Here is a 22836-nt window from a genome sequence, read left to right as displayed (position 1 = left end):
TTATTAAATTAATAAAGAATAAAGGAGTAAAAAGATGAAAATAGCTGTTATTGGTGCAAGTGGTAAATCAGGCAGTCTGATAGTTAAAGAAGCAATTGCGCGTGGGCATGACGTGACAGCAATTGTTCGTCATCAAAATGCGCCTGTCGATCCCAAGGCGAAAGTTTTAGTGAAAGATTTATTTGATCTGACTTATGAAGATTTGAAACCTTTTGATGTTATTGTCGATGCATTTGCGACATGGAGCCTTGAATCACTGCCTCAACATCAAACAAGTTTAAAACATTTAACTGACATTTTAAAAGGTAAACCTAACCGTTTATTAGTTGTTGGTGGTGCAGGTAGTTTATATGTCAATCCTGAACATACTGTTCGTTTAGTTGATACACCCGAGTTTCCGGAAGAATTCAAACCATTAGCTAATAATATGGCTAAAGCACTTGATGAATTAAAAAAATGTCAGGATGTGAACTGGACTTACTTAAGCCCAGCTATTGAGTTTATTGCCGATGGCGCAAGAACAGGTCACTACAAAGCAGGCGGTGAACAGGTTTTATTCAACACTCAAGGAAAAAGCCAAATTAGCTATGCTGATTATGCCATTGCCATGGTTGATGAAGCAGAAAATGCCAAACACATTAAACAACGTTTTACAGTAGTGACAGAATAAGATAACAACCTATTTTATATAGTGAACGGCTAATGCCTGTTCACTATATGATAGCGCTTTTTATTACTGAACTATCTATTTAAGTTCTATTAATCAGATTTCTGGTACTATTCTGCACCAATTTGACAAGTCATTTTAATTTCTCGATTATCCGTGATTTCTAAGTTTGACAATACCACTAGCTGTGGAAAATGGGGTCTTAAAAATTGTGATAGCATCGGTCTTAATGTGTGGTTAACCAAGAGTACAGGCGGTGCACCAATGGCATCTTGCTGATTTAAAGCTTGCTTCACTTGTTGAATTATATGATCCGCTAATCCTGGTTCAACATTACTGGTATTTTGGAGTGCTTGTAGCAACAATCGTTCCAAATTCACATTTAAACCAATGACATTAATTGCCCCATTCCCCGGAAACCATTGTTGTGTTATCACTCTTCCTAAAGCTATTCGCACTAAGCTAAGCAATTGATAAGCATCGTTTTGATTCGGTGCATGTTCGCTTATGGTTTCGATAATTGTGCGCATATCACGTATTGACACTTTTTCGGCGATTAAATTTTGGAGTATTTTATGAAACGTCGTTAACGTAATGACGCCCGGTATAAAGTCCTCCACCAATTTTGGAATATCTTGTTTAACATGATCCAATAACTCTTGTGTTTCCACTCGTCCTAATAAATCACTGGCGAACTGTTGTAACAAATGATTAAAATGCGTCGCAATCATGGTGCTGGTATCAACAACGGTATAACCTAAAATTTGAGCATTTTCTTTATTACTTGCGTCTATCCATACCGCAGGCAACCCAAACGCAGGCTCGGTAGTGGGTATTCCGTCAATGGTTTCTGCCACATTCCCCGGATTAATCGCTAACCATTTGTTATTAACAATTTCACCTTTTCCTATTTCTCCGCCTTTAATAAATAATTTATATTGATAAGGGGCGAGCGATAAATTATCTCGGATATGAACTTGAGGCGGCAAAAAACCAAATGTTTGAGCAAACTTTTTCCGTAAACTGCGTATCCGACCCAATAATTCACCATTTTGAGTCTGATCTACCATAGGGATTAATCCATACCCCACTTCCATTGCTAAAATATCCTCAATACTGACGTCCGACCAAGATGCTTCAATATTACTAGGTGTCGTTGCTTGCGTATCAACTTGCTTAGTGCTGGCAGTCATATCATTTTTCTTCTGCTTATTAAGCCACCAAGACAACACAACTAATATCGCAGTAAACAGTAAAAACACTAGATTTGGCATACCCGGAATCAAACCCAATAATCCAATGACTACCGCAGTCAAGATTAATACTTGTGGATTTTTAAACAACTGGTTTAGCATCTGTTCACTGATGTTTTCTTGTGATGTCACTCTTGTCACAATCACGCCAGCAGCCGTTGAAATAATTAAAGAAGGGATTTGAGCAACCAGACCATCACCAATAGTTAATAATACATACGTCTGACTCGCATCCGCTAGTGCCATACCATGTTGTACAACCCCAACTAACAGCCCACCGATAATGGTAATTGCCATTATCAATAAGCCAGCAATCGCATCCCCCCGAACAAATTTACTTGCTCCGTCCATTGAACCATAAAAATCGGCTTCTTGGGTGACTTCGGCTCGGCGTGCTTTGGCTTCGTCTTCACCAATCAATCCAGCATTTAGATCCGCATCAATTGCCATTTGCTTACCGGGCATACCATCTAATGCAAAACGAGCCCCAACTTCGGCTATTCGCCCAGCCCCTTTTGTGATAACCATAAAATTAATAATCACCAAAATGATAAAAACCACAATACCTATCGCAAAATTGCCACCTACCAGAAAATGACCAAAGGCTTCAATCACCCGACCTGCGGCATGACTGCCAGTATGACCTTTTAACAGAACAACCCGCGTCGAGGCAACATTTAATGACAAGCGTAATAAAGTCGCAAACAGTAATACAGTTGGAAAAGCAGCAAAATCAAGTACACGCTTAGTAAACAATGCCACAATCAAAATAATAATTGATAACGCAATATTGAAGGTAAAAAACAGGTCTAAAATAAACGCAGGTAACGGTAATACCATCATTGAAAGAATCAATAAAATTAGCAGTGGACCTGCTAAAATTTGATAATGCCCTTTTTTAAGCCCATTGGTTGATAAAAACGAAACTATTTTATTTTTAATCATGTAATTAATTACCGCCTTGATTGATTTTCTGCTAATGACTCAGGTACCAGCAAATTGTTAGGTGTTATCGGTTTATCACCGCCAAATTTATGCCACCGTTTTAATTGATAAACCCAAGCAAGAATTTGCGCAACAGCTGTATATAATTCGGTTGGAATGGTCTCACCAATTTCACCATAACGATATAAAGCCCTAGCCAGTGGTGGTGCTTCTAATTGTGGAATATGATGTTGATTGCCGATCTCCCTGATTCGTAAAGCGATTTGATCGGTTCCTTTTGCCAATACTTTAGGGGCTATCATGGTTTTTTCATCATAATGTAAAGCAACCGCATAATGAGTCGGGTTGGTTACAATGACATTTGCTTTAGCGACATCTTTCATCATGCGACGCCTTGCCATGGCTTGCTGCATCTGCCGAATACGACCTTTTATTTGAGGATTCCCCTCTTGCTCTTTAAACTCATCTTTAATTTCCTGTTTTGACATCATCAATTTTTTTAAATTACTCCAAATCTGATAAAAGATATCAAAACCGACCATCGGAATAAGTGACAACACCATGAATAATCCACAAATCAAAATAAGATCTATTGCTTTTGTTAATGCGCTATTTAAATACATTTTTGGAAGAGAAAGCAGATTTGGAAACAAGTCGAATAATAACAATGAAGCAGCTATCGTGATTAATATGACTTTTAGCATACTTTTAAATAATTCCGCTAAAATTCGGCGACTAAACATCCGTCCAAAACCAGAAATCGGATTCAACTTTTTAAAATTGGGTTTAATTGATTGCCAACTAAATAACAAGCCACCCACACAAAGCGGTGCCACAATAGCAAAGATAGCCAAGGCAAAAAACAGAGGAACAATAACCCAAAAACCTGCAGTCATCAACTCAATCAAATTGCTCAGAATACGAGATTCATCATTTACACGAAAAGAGACCTGCATCGCAATTTTTATTATGATGATTAACTTCTGGACTAATGCAGAACCCATTAACCAAAAAAGCATAATGCCCACCAACAAAATAATGACGGAAGTCAATTCTCGTGAACGGGGTATCTGTCCCTTCTCTTTAGCTTTTTTTAGTTTGCTATCGGTGGGGCGTTCGCTTTTATCTACATCACTTTCATTAGCCATGATAGGGGTTAATAGTATCTAACTGTCTAAATAGAAATAAAATAGTCACAGTATGTACTTAACACACTAAAGTTATTGGCTTGATTAAACGACAAATTAAGGTGTATTTAACGCGTTTACACTGAACACACCGCAATAATCATTAAACTTTTGCTCGTTTTGATGAGATTGTTTCGGTTTGTTGATAACCATTATTGGTATAAACAACCGGATTATGAATACTTTTTAAATGATCGATAGTTTGCTGAGTACGATGCATACGATTTTGAATAATCAAACCATTATCACGATTGATATTCGCTAATAACCGCGTAGTGGTTGTAATGGATTGCCATTGCTCTGCCAGTTCTGGATTTTCACTATAAGGGGAAGATAGATTGAGTTGTTTACTAGTATTAATTCGTTTTTCATCTAATAATTTTAATTCAATAAGTAATTGACTCTTTTTATTGATGATTTCATTGAGTTGATTGATAGAACTGTTTTCAATAAGCACTTGTTGCTCGGTCTGCAAAATGTCTGAAAGTGTTTGTAACATGACGGTTATTTTATTTAAGATGTCATTTAATTCTAACATTTTTATTTCCTTTCAAACTTTACTAACTATTCAATATTTTCAATCATCTGTTTGATAAGTTCATCAGCTATTTTTGTGGTGTTTATCACTAATTTACCTTCAGTAATAGCCTGTTTTATGTTATCAACTTTTTCCATGTCAATGTCATTATGCGTAGACTGTAAAAGCGATAAGGTATTTTGACTTAATGTCACATTAGCACTGCTGGTCAGGCTATTTTCTGTCTGCTGAGATGATCGTGGGCTTTTTTGTTGCTCATTGATAACATCACGATTAAGTAATCCTGCTATTGTCGTTACCGATTTAGTCGCTTCTATACTCATAAAATACCTTTGATCAAAAATTTAATGATTTGTTTAGTCTAATTATCGGCAAAAATAAAAAAATCATTAATTTTATTTATCGAAAATTGTCACACCTTCTTGCGTAACAATACCTTCAACAATATTGCCAGAATTAAGCTTTACACTTATATGATCATCTAAGGCGCCATTATTAAGAGATTTACCTTTTGTTGCAATCACATACCCCTCTCCATTAATCAAGACTTTCACCATTTGACCAGCCTTGATGTGCCAATTTTGTTGCAGCATTGAAGTTCGAATTGGCTCATCAAGCTCAATGTTACGTAATGCAATATGATTAATAATGTGCTGTTTATTTAAAATTACCGAATTGGCTAGAAGATCAAGTCGTCCCAATTTTGACCGTATCAGTGCATCAGTAATGATCGTTCCTGCACTTATAGGTTTATCAGCGACAAAATAACGTCCCTCAGCACTGACTTTTATTTGCAAATACTGGGTTTTATTACCGCATTTAACGCCAATGGTCATCGTACCCCACTGTTTTTTATTATTCAGTAGTGTAATTTTGGGCTCATCACACATTAACTGCGGTTTAGGCGATATATAAGATATCGAAATATTATCGACAGGAACCGTTATATGTTTTGAAACTAAATCATTCACCGCTCTTTCAAATGAATCAGCCATCGCCATATTAGTCACCAATAACAGTGAAATAAGCTGTATTAATCTAATAACCTTAATCATATTTGCTTGTTTTAAAATTATTTGTAAGCCGATTTTACTGTATGAACAATTTATTGAATGTTGAAATAAGGACAATTTTTGTTGTTATTTATACGATGAGTTTTTTTTGATTCACATAAAATTTTAAATATCAAACAAAGTGAGACGATTTTATGCTGAATAAATTAGACACCTTTATTAATTTTCATCAACAAGCATTAAATGTACGTGAAAAAAGACAAACTATCTTAGCATCAAATATTGCTAATAGTGATACACCGAATTATCAAGCGCGTGATATTGATTTTAATGCCGAATTGAAAAAAGCACTAACTCATCAGAATAGTCGCCATCACCTACAACTTAACGTAACGTCGCATCAACATATACAGATCAATGCACCTGCTATGACAAATGTAAATATGCTTTATCGTATTCCTTATCAAGCATCAGCGGACGGTAATACGGTCGAAATGGATCAAGAACGCACAGCATTTATGGATAACAGTATCCACTATCAAAGCAATTTAACTTTTTTAGGTGAACAATTTAAAAATGTAATGTCTGTATTACAGCAAGGATAATCAATATGAGTTTTTCAATTTTTGCAATTTCTGGCTCGGCCTTAATGGCACAAACTCAGCGAATGAATGTCAGCGCCAGTAATTTAGCGAATGCTGACAGCATCACCAGCACATCAGGAAAAGCATACCAAGCAAAACAAGTTATTTTTCAGGTGGATAATAACGGTGAGCAAAATAGTATTGCTGGCGTTAAAGTCGCCCAAGTGATTGAAGACCCGTCACCCATGAACTTAGTTTATGAGCCACATCATCCATTAGCCGATGAGAAAGGTTACATCCAAAAACCCAATGTCGATGTTGTTGCCGAAATGGTCAACACCATATCAGCATCACGCAGCTATCAAGCCAATGTCGAAGTCATTAATACCGCCAAAAGCCTAATGTTAAAAACATTGACATTAGGTCAATAGCAAGGAGTGATAGATGGGTGTAACAAATGTGTCTGTATCAGAATCGGTAGGCGTAAACGGTGTTCAAACCAAACAAAAAAGTACAACTGATGGCAATTCCAGTAAAGAATTACAAGATAACTTTTTAACGCTACTGATTGCCCAGATGAAGAATCAAGATCCAACCAATCCAATGGATAATAGCCAATTAACCTCGCAACTTGCTCAAATTAACACATTAGCGGGGATTGAAAGATTAAATACCACGCTAGGCATGGTGTCTGGGCAAATTGACGATAGTTTATCGGTCAATGCCAGCAACATGATTGGTAAAGGGGTAATGGTACCTGGCAATAAAATTTTAGTGGCGACCTCTGAGCTTGAAGGTACTGATAACGAAACCGAAACCATTACCACACCATTTGGTTTTGAGCTAATGCGTGATGCTGATTCAGTCATCATTACGATTTTAGATGAAAATGGTAATGTCGTACGTGAAGTCGATTTAGGTTCGATTCCTGCTGGGGTTAGCTCCTTCACTTGGGACGGTCAGCTAAACGATGGTACCACCGCACCCGATGGCAGTTATACCTTTTCGGTCAATGCCAGTTACGATGGGCAAAAAGTATCCTCAACGTCACTTGGCTATTCGGTTGTCTATGGTGTGATAAACAGTAAAGTTAATAATAAAGTATTACTCGATTTAGGAATACTTGGTTCAATTAGTATTGACGAAGTACGTCAAATTCTTTAAGGGAGATGAAATTCAAATGGGATTTTCTCAAGCAATTAGCGGCATGAATGCTGCATCAAAACAATTAGACGTCATTGGTAATAATATTGCCAATTCTGCAACCGTTGGCTTTAAAAGTGCGAGTATCTCATTTGCCGACATGTATGCCGGATCAAAAGTTGGTATGGGTGTGAAAGTTGCAGCCGTCATGCAAAATTTTGGTGACGGAACAACAACCGCCACTAACAATAGTTTAGATGTTGCTATTTCTGGCAATGGTTTTTTTCGCTTAGTGGATAGTAGTGGACAAATTTATTATAGCCGTAATGGTCAATTTCAATTAGATGCCGAGCGCAACATCATTTCGGCGGATGGTTTGCAACTCACTGGCTACTTAGCCACCGGCACACCGCCACAAATTGCACAAGGTGCAGCACCGGGGCCGCTTAAAATTTCGCAAGAAATGTTAAATGCTGCCGCAACAACAAAAGCATCATTACAAACTAACTTAAACTCAAATAGTACCGTACCTGAAAAACAGCCTATTAATGCACTTGATGCCGATACGTTCAACTACTCAACAACGCTGACAACTTACGATTCGCTCGGTAATCAACGTAATGTACAACTGTTTTATGTCAAAACAGCCGATAATCAATGGGATGTGCATTATCTTGACAGCAGCGACCCGAATGCAACATTACAAAAAATGGGGCAAATGGAATTTGATTCATCCGGTAAATTAATCAGTGATCCAGAAATGACCGTAAATATTAACGGTATTAATGGCTCGGCTGACAACACCTTTACACTATCACTGGCTAATAGCTCTCAACAAAATATGGGCAAAGAAGTGGGCAGTATCAAAACCCCTGTCGTTGATGGTTATGCACCGGGTGACTTAGTCGGGTACAACATCAATAATGATGGATCGATTTACGGTATCTATTCTAACCAACAAACCATGTTGTTAGGTCAAATTGCGATGGCGGATTTTGCCAATGTTAACGGACTAGAGTCAGCAGGCAATAACAATTGGCGTTCAACACTTCAATCCGGCGCTGAAGTATTAGGTATTGCAAACTCAGGTACGATGGGCGCATTGACCAGCGGTGCAGTGGAATCATCCAATGTGGATATGAGTCAAGAATTAGTCAACATGATTGTTGCCCAGCGCAATTATCAATCTAATTCACAAACCATAAAAACGCAGGATCAGATACTTAACACATTGGTTAACTTGCGTTAAGTAAGGAATAAATTATGGATCGCGTTATTTATACAGCCATGTCGGCAGCAAGTCAGACTCTTCATCGGCAAGCAATAACCAGTAATAACCTAGCCAATGTTTCAACATCAGGCTTTCGTGCCCAATTAGCCGCAATGAAAGCGGTACCTATTGTTGGCAGCACTATGCCAACCCGAACAATGGTCACGGCAACCACCCCCACATTTGATGCCAGTATGGGGGCATTTAATTATACTGGTCGAGAATTAGATGTTGCTTTAGCCGAAGATAACTGGTTAGCGGTACAACTTGCCGATGGTAGTGAAGCGTATACCCGTAATGGTGCGATCCAAATAGATGAAGAAGGTACATTACGTGTGCAAGGATACCCTTTAATGGGTGATGGCGGTGTACTAACTGTTCCGCAACAATCAAAAGTCAGCATCAGTTCAGACGGGACTTTATCAGCTTTAGGCGCAGGTGATAAACCAACCACCATCGCCCAAGTGGGTAAAATTAAAAAAGTCCAACTTAAACCCAACGAAATAACTCGGGGTGATAATGGCTTGTTTCAATTGACTGAACAGACACGCAATGCCCGCGGCGCCGTATTACCCGATAATCCCAGTGCCAAATTGATGTCGGGCGTATTGGAAGGCAGTAATGTTAATCCCGTTGTCGCAATGGTTGATTTAATCAGCCATTCTCGCCATTTTGAAATGCAAATGAAAGGGATCACAACCGCTGACGAAAATGCTCAAAAAGCGAATCAAATATTATCACTGACTTAATTAGGAGTATCACCAATGATTAAATCACTCTGGATTGCCAAAACCGGTTTAACCGCACAACAAATGAATATGGATATTATTTCCAACAATCTAGCCAATGTCAGTACCAGTGGTTTTAAACGGCAAAGAGCAGTATTTGAAGATCTGCTATATCAAACTGTTCGCCAACCGGGCGCACAATCTTCAGAACAAACTACCTTACCGTCAGGCTTACAAATTGGCACAGGGGTAAGACCGGTTGCCACCGAACGAATTCACAGCCAAGGTAATTTAGAATTAACCGACAACAGTAGTGATATTGCTATTAATGGACAAGGCTTTTTCCAAGTGCTATTACCAGACGGAACCCAAGCTTATACCCGTAGTGGCGCATTTCAAGTTAACCAAAATGGACAACTCGTCACCGCCAACGGGTATGAAATTCAACCAACCATTAATATTCCCGCAAATGCGATTAAAATGACGGTCGCGCGTGATGGTATTGTCAATGTCACCCTTGCCAATCAATCCTCGCAAGTGCAAGTAGGTCAACTGACATTACACACCTTTATTAATGATGCAGGACTTGAAAGCATGGGGGAAAATCTTTACTTAGAAACCGAAAGTTCTGGTGCGCCGACTGAAAACACCCCGGGGCTAAATGGTGCAGGATTGCTATACCAAGGTTATACCGAAACATCGAATGTCAATGTTGCCGAAGAGCTGGTAAATATGATTCAAGTACAACGTGCTTATGAAATTAACAGTAAAGCGATTTCGGCATCCGATCAGATGCTACAACGATTAAATCAGTTATAAATTAATACCATGATAAACGTGATGAAATCCCTGTATATCGTGATCGCTGCGCTGTGCTTAGTGAATTGCGCACAGTTACCGAAAAAACCATTAGTCAAAGGTGAAACGAGTATCGTTCCGCAAATGCCAGAAATTGTTAACACCAGCGGCTCTATCTATCAAGCAGCACAACCAAGTAATTTTGGTTACCAACCCATGTTTGAAGATCGCCGTCCACGCAATATTGGTGATGTGTTAACCATAGTATTACAAGAAAACGTCAGTGCCAGCAAAAGCTCATCAATCAATGCCGGACGTAACAGTTCATTGAATTTAGGGCTAAAAGCTGTGCCCACTTTTTTAGATGGACTGGTTGGACGTGGAAAAGTCGAAACAGACATGTCTGGCGGTAATGATTTTAAAGGATCTGGAGGAGCAAACGCTAAAAATACCTTTAGCGGTACTATTACTGTCACCGTACAAGATGTAATGATAAACGGCAATTTAAAAGTCATTGGTGAAAAACAAATTGCGATAAATCAAGGAACGGAATTTATACGATTTTCAGGTGTAGTTAACCCTCGAACAATTAGCGGCAATAATACCGTTATCTCAACACAAGTAGCCGATGCCCGTATTGAATATGTCGGAAATGGTTACATCGATGAAGCACAAACAATGGGTTGGCTACAGCGTTTATTTCTCAATCTTTCACCGTTTTAACGAGTCTTAGCATGATAAAAAAATTACCTACTCTTATCTGTTTTATCTTAATGATGATTTTAGCGATACCTTATAGTTACGCTGAGCGCATCCGTGATCTAGTCACCATACAAGGGGTACGTGATAATGCGTTAGTAGGTTATGGCATTGTGGTGGGACTTGATGGAACAGGCGACCAAACCTCGCAAACACCGTTTACGATTCAAAGTATCACCAATATGTTATCTCAATTAGGCATTACTGTTCCAACAGGCAGCAATATGCAACTTAAAAATGTTGCCGCCGTTATGGTCACAGCAAAATTACCCGCTTATTCACGAGTAGGACAACAAATAGATGTCGTGGTATCCTCACTGGGTAATGCCAAAAGTTTACGAGGAGGCACATTAATTATGACGCCGTTAAAAGGCGCAGATAACCAAGTATATGCGATTGCTCAAGGTAATCTTTTTCTGGGCGGAATGGGCGCAAGTAGTGGCGGAAGTAGTGTAAGTGTCAATCAATTAGCTGGCGCGACAATCCCGAATGGTGCAACGATAGAACGTGAATTAGACATGCGATTAGATGAACAAGACATTATTCACCTACATCTGAATCAATTCGATTTTACTCGTGCCTTAAAAATCTCCGAAGCAATTAATAAATTACAAAAAAACACCGCAGTGGCACAAGACGGTACGACGGTGACAGTCAAAATGCCTGTTACCAGCCAAGAACGAGTTAAATTATTATCACGAATACAAAATCTTGAAATTGGTGCAACGCCGATCTCAGCCAAAGTCGTCATTAATACTCGTACTGGGGTTGTGGTCATGAATCAAAAAGTCCAGTTGGATAACTGCGCTGTCGCCCATGGTAACTTATCGGTTGTCGTCAATAATAGACTCAAAGTTAACCAACCCAATACACCTTTAGCGGGTGGGGAAACAGCGGTCACACCTGAAACACAAATTGCAGTTGAAGAGCAAGGTGGTGCATTGCAAAAAGTCACCGCAGGAGTGAATTTAAATAGTGTAATTAAATCGCTCAACTTATTGGGTGCCAATCCGACCGAATTAATGTCAATCCTTGAAGCACTTAAAAAAGCCGGTTGCTTACATGCTTCGTTAGAAACCATTTAGATATAAAAAATAGAATATGAATAATCTGATTAATCAATCTGTTCACCGTTTTGCCTATGATGTAAATGGACTAAATCAATTAAAGCGCAATGTGGCAAAAGGGACTAACCAAAGTATTAAACAAGTTGCCGACCAATTTGAAACGCTATTTATTAATATGATGATGCAATCAATGCGTAAAGCAGTGCCGGACAGTGGATTATTCAATCAACCTGCAACACAACTCTTTACCTCGATGTTTGATCAGCAAATTGCTCAGCAAGCAGCAGGTAAAGGGTTGGGGCTTGCTAATATCATTACCAAACAACTCACGCATGGCAAACCTTTGTCACCCAATGTATCGTCATCGGGCAATATTCCTATTTCACCCCAAAAATCGTCGCAACAACCTAACCTTAAACTTGCACAATCTTTATTTAGCAACGCATCAGCGACTGTTACGCCTGAAGCATTAGGACAAATGCTTTATCATAGCCATAAAATCGATAATGCTTCAAAAATAAATGCATCAGAAATCACATCGTTAAACCCTGCCGATAAAGCAAATCAAGATCATGTAACCGCATTTATTAAAGAATGGCTTATTCCTGCTCAACAAGCTTCTAAAAGTTCAGGTATACCTTACGAAGTTATCATTGCACAAGCTGCATTAGAAACAGGTTGGGGACAAAAACTGATTAAAACCGCAGATAACCAATCAAGCCATAATTACTTTGGTATCAAAGCCACGCCGACATGGCAAGGTAATGCGACTCGCTTAACAACACAAGAATTTATCAATGACCGAATGATAAAAATTCAAGATAATTTTAAAGTCTATACCAGTAAACAACATGCATTAACTGACTATATCAATCTATTAACCAAAAGCCCTCGCTACCAAGCGGTGGTCAAAGCACCCGATGCAAGAACCGCTGCCAAAGCATTACAATCAGCAAAATACGCAACCGATCCCAACTACAGTGACAAGCTCATACAAATTATTGCGCGTATAGAACAAATTGCTCAACAAAATCCGATAACGACCGTTTCAGGTTTCAGAAAAATAGCGTTTAATTAATTCTGTTTTTGCCAGTTCAACGCACTAATTCCACTGTCTGATTATTGACTCATTAAAAATAGACATAAAAAAGGAGGCTTAAGCCTCCTAAACGTGTTGGATATATATTCTAGTTATAATGAGTAGAAATGAATACTATTATCTGTTTTCACTCGACTATTTCATTTGAAACAGTGACATGCTTTGCATGCTCATAAAAGTATACTGTGCTGCTTGTAAATTAGCTTGAAGCATAACGTATTCTGAAATGGCATCGTACCAATCTACATCTTCAAGTTGGCTAATTTGCGTTTCAAACTCAATATCTAGCGTTTTACCCAGTGTTGTTAATCTTTCGACTTCTTGTAATACTGTTCCGCCTTTTGCTCTAAGGGTCGAAACATTATCAAATGAGTTATCAACACCACAACTTGCTTTAGATAAGCCTTCTCGATATTGCTTAATGGTATCTTCATTATTGTCATCTAAATCGAGCTTTAACGCGTCAAGCGCATAATCGATACTCGCAAATAGATTACTTTCTGCTGGCGAACCGTCTGGCAACTTAACGGTAGAGCCTGTCATAAAGGCTTCAAGACCGGTAAAACTGAGTGGGACTTCGCGTGAATCATCAATAAAAATATTAATTGTGGTGGTACCACCGACATAACTCACTTCGCCAGATTCACTAACCACAAAAGGGGGCGTATCATTTTTATTACCGGCAAACAGATAATTGCCGTTAGTGTCTTTTGAATTGGCTAAAGCGACAAGCTGATCTTTTAAACCTTGTAATTTATTTGCCAAATCACGTCGATTTTCATCATTTAACGTTTCATTACCGGCATAAACCAATGTTTCTTGAATACTTTGTATGACAGTATTGACCTCTTTTAAGATAGTATCTTGACGACTAAGTGACTTATCGGTACTTTCACGCGCGGCTTGAAATTGGTCGTTTCGAGATTGCGCTTGTTTTAATATTAATGATTGTGATGCGCCCATAGGATCATCAGAAGGCGATAAAATCTTTTTACCCGTTGCTAAATGTAATCCCGATTTTTGCCATTTATTGTTGGTATTTAAAATACTATTTAAATTTTTTTGATACATTGAATTGGTACTTACACGCATTTTTTATCCTTTTATCACTTCGCTAAACCTAAAATAGTGTCAAATAGCGTTGTTGCAGCATCAATAACTTTGGCATTTGCTTGATAATACTGCATATAAACTTGCATAGAGATATACTCTTCTTCAATATTTACGCCCGATATTGATTGATTTTGTTCGTCAATCTGCTGCGTTATATTTTGGCTTGATTGTGCCGAAATTTTAGCGGTTTGAGTTTCACTACCAATATAGTTAACTAACGTGCTATAAGCGCTGCTTAAGGTCGTTGTACCGTTAATTAATTTTTCATTTTGTATGTCTAATAATTTGCTCACATTGCGGTTATCACCCGCACCGTTTTCTTCATCATTAATTCCAGTTGCCAATTTATTCACATCTGTCACTAACAACGCTAATGACGATGCAATATCAGCAACAGGTTTAATTAAAAACGAATCCCCTTTCACCGCATTACCCGTTATTTCAATTGATAAACCATCAAACATTAGTTTGCCATCTTCAATTTGAGGGGTAATAGTTTGATGATCAGACAGTCTTGTCACAACCCAATCAGTACCATTAAATTCAATTTTATAATCCGAGGCTTTAACTTCGGTGACTGAATCAAAATTGATTTTAGCGGTAGCATTACCTTGATTTTTAGCATTGGTGATACTACTTGGTTGACGGTAATCAAACATTTTTTCACCGGCATGACCATTGATATCCACGCCAGACATATGTACTTCATTGAAACGCTCAGCTAAATTAAGTGCAATTAAGCCCAATTGGTTGCGAGCTTGAGAAAGTGGTCCATCACGAAAAGTTAATAATCCATTTAATCGGCCTGATGCGATATTTTGACTTGTCAGTTCTTGAGTCGCACCAGAATTATGCGTGTAAACAATTGTATTTATTGCAGGATCTTGTTGTGACGGTTGAACAGATAGTAAGTTCACCGACGATCCCTGCACTAAACTTAAACCGTTAGCTAACGACAGATTATATTGTCCATTTTGCTCCGTCACGGTAATTCCTATAATTTCGCTCAATTCATTGACCAGCTGATCACGCTGATCAAGCAAGGCATTAGGTTCATTACCACCACTCACGGCCTGTAATTTTGAAATTTTTTGATTTAATTCGGCAATTTGCTCTAAATAAGTATTAACCTGAGCGACATTATTCGTTAATTCAGTATTGATATTGGCAATTTGATTTTTAAGATTATTTTCGGTTTTATTAAATTGTCCAACCAACGACGTCAAATTACTGATAACCGATTGTTTTGTCGAGGCATCACCCGCATTTGACGTAAGCTTATTTAAGCTAGAAAAAAGATTATTAATTTGCGATGAAATGCTGTTTTCATTTTCAGCTAAAAGATTATCAACTTTTGATAATTCATTATAATATGATTTAATCGATCCATTTTGTGATTGCGATTGTCGCAATTGCCCAACAACAAATTGGTTAAATGCACGATTTACCGCTGTCACTGAAACCCCATTACCGACAAAACCAAAATGATGATGAGTACCATTTGCCTGCGTTAATATCTGTTGTTGGCGATTATAGCCTGTGGTGTGGGCATTACTGATATTATTGCTAATTACATTAAGCATATTTTGCGCTGCATTTAATCCACTAATTCCGGTATTCATCAATGAATTTGCCATTAAAAAACTCCTTAATATAACTTAGTTAATAACATCATGATTATTTGTAAACTTAATTTTTATATCGGCACAATTCATTAAAACTTTAATCATTTTTGCTATTTTTTTTGAATTTTTATTTTTTTATTTTCAATTCAGCAGATTTTTTTTGATTCATGCCTTTCATAATATAACGATAGGATTAATTTTGTTTAACTGGCTTAGCCTGTTTTAAAAAATCAATGCCAGTCATATTGTTTTCATCCTCAATATATTGTTGTGCCGATTTATTTAAAATTAAAATACTGATTCGTCGGTTGGCATCTTTACTATAATGTGGATTGTTTAATCCCACGGTATCAGCAAGCGCAACAATACGAATAATTTTATTTTTATCTAATCCACCTGCAATAAGTTCTCGTCTTGATGAATTGGCTCGGTCAGCTGATAACTCCCAATTACTATAACCTCTATCACCAGTGACATATTGACGCTCATCGGTATGACCCGATAAGGTTATTTTATTAGGTAATGAATTTAAAATAGGTGCTAAGGCATGCAAAATACTTTGCATATCAGGATGTATAACCGCACTGCCTACATTGAACATCGGTTTATCATCTGATGCCAGAATTTGAATACGTAACCCCATTTCAGTGAGTTCAATAATTAAATTAGGCGCTAATTTTTTTAGACGAGGATCGAGTTCAAACATTTCAAAAATTTTACGTGCTGTTTCAATCAGCTGGATCTTTTCGAGTTGTTTTTTTTCAAATTCGCTTTGTTGTTGTTGATTGGCAATATCGTTTTTTTCTTCACCCAGTTGCTGAGTGACATCATCACCACCGCCAGGTATCGGGCTTTCACTATCACTGATATTTTGACCGCCATTTTGCCCCATAAGTAACGGTGTTCTAAAATATTCAGCAATTCCTTGTAGTTCCTGCGGCGTTGATTTTGCGATTAACCACATAACTAAAAACAGCGCCATCATGGCGGTCATAAAGTCAGCATAAGCGATTTTCCACGAACCACCATGATGCCCTTCTCCATGCCCTGACTTTTTGCGAGTAATAATTCTTATTGAGTTATCTTTCATTGTTAATTATTTTCGGTTGAGTTGGCATTTTTATCTTTCACGTCTTGAATATATTTTTCCAATTCAAAGAAAGATGGTCGTTCATCAGAAAATATCATTTTGCGACCAAATTCAATGCAAATTTGTGGCGCATAATCATGCATACTGGCGATCAATATCACTTTGGTACATTCAAGAGTTTTGACCGTGTCTGAATTTCGTTGCTTTAACAATGCAGCTAAAGGCGAAACAAAACCATAAGCCAATAAAATACCTAAAAACGTTCCTACCATCGCATGTGCTATCAGTTCACCCAGTTCGCTTGCTGGTCTATCAGCTTGAGCTAGAGTGTTAATGACCCCCATAACGGCAGCAACAATACCGAAAGCTGGTAAGCCATCACCAATACTTGAAATCGCACTAACCGGTTTTTCGAGTTCATGTTCATAAGTTTCAATTTCTTCACTCATTAGGGCTTCGATTTCATAAACATCCATATTGCCACTAATCATCAGACGCAAGTAATCAGTGATAAAATCTAAAATTCGAGGATTGGCTAAAATAAGCGGATATTGCTTAAACAATTCACTTTCATGTGGATTATCAATATCTCCTTCTATCGATAGTGCACCACTTTGACGGATTTTAGTCAAAATGGTGTACATTAAATTAATTAGCGTTAAATATAATGCTTTATTGTATTTGGATGATTTAAATAACTGCCCTAATGCTTTGAGCGTTTTTTTGATCACTTTTTTTTCATTACTGACAATAAAAGCGCCGATAGCCGTACCACCAATAATCAAAAATTCTAATGGCTGAAAAAGTACTGCTAAATAACCACCACTAAGTACATAACCTAATAAAGCAGAGGCAATAACAACAATATATCCTATAATGATTAGCATTGGCTTTCTTCTTTCTCCATAAAATAACAGTAAATAGGACTGATATTCCTAATATTTATTTAACTTGCTAACTGCTTTGCAACCTCTGAATTAAAACCATGAGCGACAGATAGCACTTGCAAACATTTAGCCTGATTTTCTTGATGTGTCTTATGATTTTTTTCTGCCCGTGATGGTGGTTGACATAAGCTACAAACAAAACTGTTGTGTGGTTGGTATGCATGCGTGATAAAACGCCCCTTACACTCTTTACAGCATGATTGTTGCATCACTTTACTTTCAACAAATTTAACTAATATCCAAGCTCGAGTTAATCCTAATACTGGTTCTTCGTTATGAGCCGGACATTGTTCAAGATAAAGCTGATAAGCTTTTAAAATCGATTGTATTCCGGGTTTGGTGCCATGTTTCACTAAAAAATGATAAGCATTATAAAAAATACTTGAGTGAATATTCGGTTCCCATGTCATAAACCACGTTGTTGAAAACGGTAACAATCCTTTCGGTGGCGGGCAACCTTGAATTTCTTTATACAGTTTTATCAACTTACCACGACTAAGATTTGTTTCACTTTCAAGCATTTGAATTCTGGCGCCGAGTGAAATTAAACGAATAGCGAGTTGGACTTCTTTATATGATTGAACGATACTTGTACATCTCATCTTAATTACCTACCTACTTATTGATTGAATCTAACAGTAAACTAGATAAAAGAATCCCTGTATGCATCTGTTTAATATCGCTAATCCGAGAATCTTCAGTCAGTTTTTTAATCATTTCTGAATTTTCAAATCGTAATTGAAATGTTAATTGATTTGTTTCAGATAACACTAACATTTGTGATGTAGTTAAATTACTTATTGCGTCAGCAGTTTCTTCATCAATACCTAATCTAAACATCGCCATCGCTTTGTCTTTTTCAAGCATTCGTTGGCATAACAATAATGTTGAAAGATTTAAATGATGTATACATTTAAGAATATCGTCTTCTAGTATATTACCCAATTTAATCACCAATCCTATTTATTTTATTTCGCAGTAAAAAAACAAAAAACAATCAAAATTTATTATTAACTGTTTTTTTACACATAAAATTACATTTTTAAACGAGAAAGGTCAATAAAAAAATCATTTCAATTTATTTTCGTTTAATTACGCTTTGTTTTACGCAGTTTATTTTTATTTTTCTATGGTTTCACTTTACTTTGTATTCTTTTTATCGCTTGACTATGTAGTTGACTGACTCGTGACTCACTAATATCCATGACTTTTCCAATCTCTTTTAAATTCAGTTCCTCTTGGTAATACAGGGCTAAAATCATCTTTTCTTTTTCGGGTAACTTATCAATTTGTCGAGCGATTTGGTCACGAATTTCGTCATTGATAATAGTCGAAAAAGGATCACTATCTTCACCATGATCGACAATAGCATCGATGTTATCCCCTAATTTTTTCTGCATTTCGTCATAAGAACAGATTTGACTACAATTTGAATCCAACAACGCTTTACGATATTCAGAAATCGATAATTGCAAATATTCTGCAATTTGGTGATCATTGGGCGTGGTACCGAGTTTCTGTTCCAGTTGATTAATGGCTTGAGTAATATCTTTAATCTTTTTCCGAGTTTGTCTTGGTAGCCAGTCCCGACTACGGAGTTCATCTAACATTGCCCCTTTTATTCTCGGTATTGCAAAAGTGGCAAACGTATAGCCTTGAGATACATCATAACGCTTTATCGTATCTAACAGGCCGATGTAACCAACTTGCAGTAAATCATCGAGTTCAATTGTGGTAGGCAGACGAACGGCTAATTTTAATGCTTCATTACGAACTAAATGGATATACTGTTGCCAGTCGACTTGATTAATTATGCCTTGCGAGTTATATAAGCTATCATCCATTTTTAGGAGCCAAGGTTAAAAATATGCTTAATACTATTATGTCGTTAACAAGTAGATTTAATGTGATGAATAAAGATATAAAAAAGAGGTAATTATGATTATTAGTAATAACGATATCAAAAATACCGTTATTACTATGTTGTACAATTCAATTGAGTAGAATATCAGATAGATTTAACTCTTACTGTAATAAAGAAAGTACAGATTGTGGCACCTGATTTGCTTGTGCTAAAACTGAAGTACCTGCTTGTTGTAAGATTTGACCACGAGTCATGTTTGAAACTTCAGTTGCATAATCCGCATCTTCAATTCGGCTACGTGCAGAACTTAAATTGTTTACTGTGTTGTTGATGTTAGTTACAGTTGATTCAAAACGGTTTTGCACCGCACCTAATTGACCTCGTAATGCATCAATGTTAGATAGCGCTGCATCAAGGGTTTTTAATGGATCGGCAGTTGGTTTATCAGAAACATTGAAACCCGCTAAACCAAGCTCAGTACTGTCGATTTTTTTCAAATTGATTTCAATGGTTTCACCATCGTTTGCACCTACTTGAATTTTAAGGGTTTTATCTTCTGATAATACTTTTGAACCATTGAAATCAGTTTGTTTAGAAACACGGTCGATCTCTTGTAAACGTTGATCGATTTCGTTTTGGATTGATACTAAATCGCTTTGAGAGTTAGTACCATTTGCAGCTTGAACAGTTAACTCACGAATACGTTGTACGTTGTTATTGATTTCGTTTAATGCACCTTCAGTAGTTTGTGCAAGTGAAATACCATCATTAGCATTACGAGCAGCTTGAGTTAAACCACGAATATTTGATGAAAAACGGTTAGCAATAGCTTGACCTGCCGCATCATCTTTTGCGCTGTTAATACGCATACCAGATGATAAACGTTCAATTGCTGTACCTAGAACGCTTTGTGAATTATTCAGGTTATTTTTTGCCATTAAAGACATAGTATTAGTATTAATTACTTGTGCCATTTTTTTATCTCCTTAATATGATTAGTCAAATCAACGGCATATTGAAGCAAGATGTCCAATATATTTGCTGATAATTAACTTATCGGTAGCAAAATAGGAAACTTTAATAATTTTTATTTTTTGTTGTGTTATCAAACTAAAAGTAAACCCCATAGTTAAAATATCTTTCGATAATTCAGTTTATTAAATCAATAAGAAAGATATTTTATTTTTTAATTTTTTTAAAACCAGCAATCAATCACAAATTTCTTCTAAACTTTTTATGCCAAAAGCCGATATAACAGCTAGATAAGTTATGGTTGATAAATAGTGATTAAATAAGGGCAAAAAATTATGGCAATGAGCATTTTAGGGATTGGTTCTGGTATCGATCTTAATGAAGTATTAAGTCAATTAGAATCCGTTGAAAAAACACGTTTAACCCCGATCACCGCTCAACAAAAAGCGATTAATGCCAAAATCAGTGGCTTCGGTAAGTTAAAAAATGCGTTGAGCTCATTTAATTCTGCGACTGAAAAACTACAAAAAAAAGAACTTTTTTATAGTCGAGCATCAGCAGGTAATGACAATTATTTTACCACAACAGTCAATAATAAAGCGGCATTGGGTAATTATGCGGTGACTGTTGATCAGTTGGCGACTTCACACAGTATTGCAACATCAGCCATTAATGATAAGAATACTAATTTAGGTAATGACAATGAAACAAGAACCATTACCATTGAACAAGCTAATGGTCAAAAACTTGAAGTTAACCTGTCTAAGGACGAAACATCATTAGAATCCATTGCCAACGCCATTAATAATGCCAAAGTGGTTAATGAAGATGGGACAACTAGTCATTCAACCATGAGTGCAGCGATTGTTCGCAGTGGTTCAGATAGTTATCAATTAGTTATCACATCGAAAGAAACCGGTGAACAACAAGCCATTACGTCAATTTCGTCGGACGATGAAAAACTCAATAAAATTATTGGATTTAATCATCAGCAACCCGACACAAGTAATATGGTAGAAGTTGCTAAAGCGCAAGATGCTAAATTAACATTTAATGGTGTTGCTATAACAAGTGCTTCAAATACCATTAAAGAAGTGATTGAAGGTGTTGATATCACCTTAAAAGCAACCACCACGACCAGTCAAAATTTAGCTATCACCGCTGATAATGAAAAAGCAGAAACGGCAATAAAAGAATGGGTTGAGGCATTTAATCAATTACAATCAACCATTTCAAGCCTGACTCAATTTACTGCTAAAGAGACCAATTCTGACGAGTTAAGCAACAATAATGGTCCACTAATTGGTGATTCTACACTACGTAATATCGATCAAAGTATTCGTTCAATCTTTGCTAAGGGTCAATCAGGTGAGTTTTCTGTTCTTGCCCAAATTGGCGTTAACATGGATAACAAAGGTTCGCTTACTATCAATGAAAATCAATTAAAAAAAGCGCTAAGTGAAAATAGTGATGCTGTTGCTACGTTATTTACCGGTGACGGTGAGACCACCGGTATTGCTAATGAAGTATTTAATAAAGTCAGTGGATTTATAGATAGTGAAGGCATGATTGATTCAGCCACCACAGGATTAAATTCAACATTGAAATCGTTAGATAAACGATATGAACAAGTGAACAATTCGATTGAACAAACCGTCGAACGTTATCGAGTCCAATTTACTAAATTAGATGTTTTAATTAGTTCATTAGACAGTATGAGTAATTATTTAACAACCCAATTCGAAATGATGGCAAACATGAAAAAATAAGGATTAACAATAATGTATAAATTAGGATCTCAAGCTTATGAGCAAGTTAATTTAGAAACATGTGTGAGCCAAGCCTCACCACATCAATTGATCGTATTGCTCTATGATGGCGCACTAAATGCGATCAAACTTGCCAAATTATACATTCAAAAAGGAAACATAGCAGGTAAAGGAATGGCGATATCAAAAGCAATCAATATCGTTGATAACGGACTAAAAAGCTGTTTAGATTTAGAAAAAGGAGGCGAAATTGCCGAAAATTTAGAGCGCTTGTATCACTATATCAGCCAACAATTAGTACTGGCTAATTTATATAACGATCAAGATAAGCTACAAAACTGTTTTGACCTACTCAACAATATTGCTGAATCTTGGCGTGAAATTGCAAAATAAAAAAAGAGATGG

Annotated in this window: 25 protein-coding genes; 12 read left to right on the top strand and 13 right to left on the bottom strand. The window is 37.0% G+C overall.

Annotated elements, in window-relative coordinates:
- The first annotated feature begins 34 nt into the window (after window positions 1-34).
- Window positions 35-670: an NAD(P)-dependent oxidoreductase gene (locus ACGH4F_RS06350; RefSeq protein ID WP_411590476.1), complete on the top strand. Its 636-nt coding sequence runs from the start codon at window positions 35-37 to the stop codon at window positions 668-670.
- Window positions 671-777: 107 nt separating this feature from the next.
- Here the strand turns inward: ACGH4F_RS06350 and flhA are convergent, their stop codons facing one another.
- From flhA to flgA, 5 genes are all read right to left on the bottom strand, one after another.
- Window positions 778-2865, bottom strand: coding sequence for a flagellar biosynthesis protein FlhA (gene flhA / locus ACGH4F_RS06345; RefSeq protein WP_411590475.1), 2088 nt, complete (start codon window positions 2863-2865; stop codon window positions 778-780).
- A gap of 8 nt (window positions 2866-2873) precedes the next feature.
- On the bottom strand, window positions 2874-4013 hold the full coding sequence (gene flhB / locus ACGH4F_RS06340) for a flagellar biosynthesis protein FlhB (RefSeq protein ID WP_411590474.1): 1140 nt from the start codon (window positions 4011-4013) through the stop codon (window positions 2874-2876).
- A gap of 142 nt (window positions 4014-4155) precedes the next feature.
- The gene (locus tag ACGH4F_RS06335) at window positions 4156-4590 is read right to left on the bottom strand and encodes a flagella synthesis protein FlgN (RefSeq protein WP_065558033.1); all 435 of its coding nucleotides are present in this window, start codon (window positions 4588-4590) and stop codon (window positions 4156-4158) included.
- A 26-nt stretch (window positions 4591-4616) separates the two neighbouring features.
- Window positions 4617-4913, bottom strand: coding sequence for a flagellar biosynthesis anti-sigma factor FlgM (gene flgM / locus ACGH4F_RS06330; protein ID WP_220216098.1), 297 nt, complete (start codon window positions 4911-4913; stop codon window positions 4617-4619).
- Between the two features lie 72 nt (window positions 4914-4985).
- Window positions 4986-5591: a flagellar basal body P-ring formation chaperone FlgA gene (gene flgA, locus ACGH4F_RS06325; protein WP_411590472.1), complete on the bottom strand. Its 606-nt coding sequence runs from the start codon at window positions 5589-5591 to the stop codon at window positions 4986-4988.
- A gap of 206 nt (window positions 5592-5797) precedes the next feature.
- Here flgA and flgB point away from each other — a divergent pair, with 206 nt between their 5' ends.
- From flgB to flgJ, 9 genes are read left to right on the top strand one after another with little or no spacing between them, the layout of a single operon-like run.
- Window positions 5798-6208, top strand: coding sequence for a flagellar basal body rod protein FlgB (flgB, locus tag ACGH4F_RS06320; protein ID WP_411590471.1), 411 nt, complete (start codon window positions 5798-5800; stop codon window positions 6206-6208).
- A gap of 5 nt (window positions 6209-6213) precedes the next feature.
- Window positions 6214-6618, top strand: coding sequence for a flagellar basal body rod protein FlgC (gene flgC, locus ACGH4F_RS06315; protein ID WP_220216101.1), 405 nt, complete (start codon window positions 6214-6216; stop codon window positions 6616-6618).
- A gap of 13 nt (window positions 6619-6631) precedes the next feature.
- Entirely contained in the window at window positions 6632-7351 is a 720-nt protein-coding gene (locus ACGH4F_RS06310; protein ID WP_220216102.1) for a flagellar hook assembly protein FlgD, read from the top strand.
- Between the two features lie 16 nt (window positions 7352-7367).
- On the top strand, window positions 7368-8579 hold the full coding sequence (flgE, locus tag ACGH4F_RS06305) for a flagellar hook protein FlgE (protein ID WP_065558039.1): 1212 nt from the start codon (window positions 7368-7370) through the stop codon (window positions 8577-8579).
- A 14-nt stretch (window positions 8580-8593) separates the two neighbouring features.
- Window positions 8594-9349, top strand: coding sequence for a flagellar basal body rod protein FlgF (locus ACGH4F_RS06300; RefSeq protein WP_411590469.1), 756 nt, complete (start codon window positions 8594-8596; stop codon window positions 9347-9349).
- A 15-nt stretch (window positions 9350-9364) separates the two neighbouring features.
- Window positions 9365-10147, top strand: a complete 783-nt coding sequence (gene flgG, locus ACGH4F_RS06295; protein WP_267361001.1) for a flagellar basal-body rod protein FlgG — start codon at window positions 9365-9367, stop codon at window positions 10145-10147.
- 21 nt (window positions 10148-10168) lie between these two features.
- On the top strand, window positions 10169-10849 hold the full coding sequence (locus ACGH4F_RS06290) for a flagellar basal body L-ring protein FlgH (protein ID WP_255556776.1): 681 nt from the start codon (window positions 10169-10171) through the stop codon (window positions 10847-10849).
- Window positions 10850-10860: 11 nt separating this feature from the next.
- Window positions 10861-11970, top strand: coding sequence for a flagellar basal body P-ring protein FlgI (locus ACGH4F_RS06285; protein WP_267360999.1), 1110 nt, complete (start codon window positions 10861-10863; stop codon window positions 11968-11970).
- A gap of 16 nt (window positions 11971-11986) precedes the next feature.
- Entirely contained in the window at window positions 11987-13030 is a 1044-nt protein-coding gene (gene flgJ / locus ACGH4F_RS06280) for a flagellar assembly peptidoglycan hydrolase FlgJ (RefSeq protein WP_411590467.1), read from the top strand.
- Window positions 13031-13186: 156 nt separating this feature from the next.
- Here flgJ and flgL read toward each other — a convergent pair whose 3' ends face one another.
- From flgL to ACGH4F_RS06240, 8 genes are all read right to left on the bottom strand, one after another.
- Window positions 13187-14143: a flagellar hook-associated protein FlgL gene (flgL, locus tag ACGH4F_RS06275; RefSeq protein WP_267349934.1), complete on the bottom strand. Its 957-nt coding sequence runs from the start codon at window positions 14141-14143 to the stop codon at window positions 13187-13189.
- A 14-nt stretch (window positions 14144-14157) separates the two neighbouring features.
- Window positions 14158-15801 carry a flagellar hook-associated protein FlgK gene (gene flgK, locus ACGH4F_RS06270; protein WP_411590465.1) on the bottom strand — a complete coding sequence of 548 codons (1644 nt, stop codon included), beginning with the start codon at window positions 15799-15801 and terminating at the stop codon, window positions 14158-14160.
- Between the two features lie 181 nt (window positions 15802-15982).
- Window positions 15983-16879 (bottom strand): flagellar motor protein MotB, encoded by an 897-nt coding sequence (gene motB, locus ACGH4F_RS06265; RefSeq protein ID WP_267360993.1) that lies wholly within the window; start codon window positions 16877-16879, stop codon window positions 15983-15985.
- Window positions 16880-16881: 2 nt separating this feature from the next.
- A complete protein-coding gene (gene motA / locus ACGH4F_RS06260; protein ID WP_065558125.1) occupies window positions 16882-17766 on the bottom strand; it encodes a flagellar motor stator protein MotA in 885 nt (294 codons plus the stop codon).
- Window positions 17767-17825: 59 nt separating this feature from the next.
- On the bottom strand, window positions 17826-18428 hold the full coding sequence (flhC, locus tag ACGH4F_RS06255; protein ID WP_267378508.1) for a flagellar transcriptional regulator FlhC: 603 nt from the start codon (window positions 18426-18428) through the stop codon (window positions 17826-17828).
- Window positions 18429-18441: 13 nt separating this feature from the next.
- A complete protein-coding gene (gene flhD / locus ACGH4F_RS06250; RefSeq protein WP_411590504.1) occupies window positions 18442-18762 on the bottom strand; it encodes a flagellar transcriptional regulator FlhD in 321 nt (106 codons plus the stop codon).
- A gap of 191 nt (window positions 18763-18953) precedes the next feature.
- On the bottom strand, window positions 18954-19670 hold the full coding sequence (locus ACGH4F_RS06245) for an RNA polymerase sigma factor FliA (protein ID WP_267349942.1): 717 nt from the start codon (window positions 19668-19670) through the stop codon (window positions 18954-18956).
- A 181-nt stretch (window positions 19671-19851) separates the two neighbouring features.
- Window positions 19852-20664 (bottom strand): flagellin, encoded by an 813-nt coding sequence (locus ACGH4F_RS06240; protein WP_267349944.1) that lies wholly within the window; start codon window positions 20662-20664, stop codon window positions 19852-19854.
- Window positions 20665-20997: 333 nt separating this feature from the next.
- On the opposite strand from ACGH4F_RS06240, the gene fliD reads away from it, so the two are divergent.
- Entirely contained in the window at window positions 20998-22431 is a 1434-nt protein-coding gene (fliD, locus tag ACGH4F_RS06235) for a flagellar filament capping protein FliD (protein ID WP_411590463.1), read from the top strand.
- Between the two features lie 12 nt (window positions 22432-22443).
- Window positions 22444-22824, top strand: coding sequence for a flagellar export chaperone FliS (gene fliS / locus ACGH4F_RS06230; protein WP_065558120.1), 381 nt, complete (start codon window positions 22444-22446; stop codon window positions 22822-22824).
- Window positions 22825-22836: the final 12 nt, after the last annotated feature.

This window comes from Gilliamella sp. CG35 (assembly GCF_046635745.1).
Taxonomy (GTDB): domain Bacteria; phylum Pseudomonadota; class Gammaproteobacteria; order Enterobacterales; family Orbaceae; genus Gilliamella; species Gilliamella apicola_I.
The sequence above is the reverse complement of the archived record's forward strand: the minus strand, read 5'-3'. Positions and strand labels throughout refer to the sequence as shown.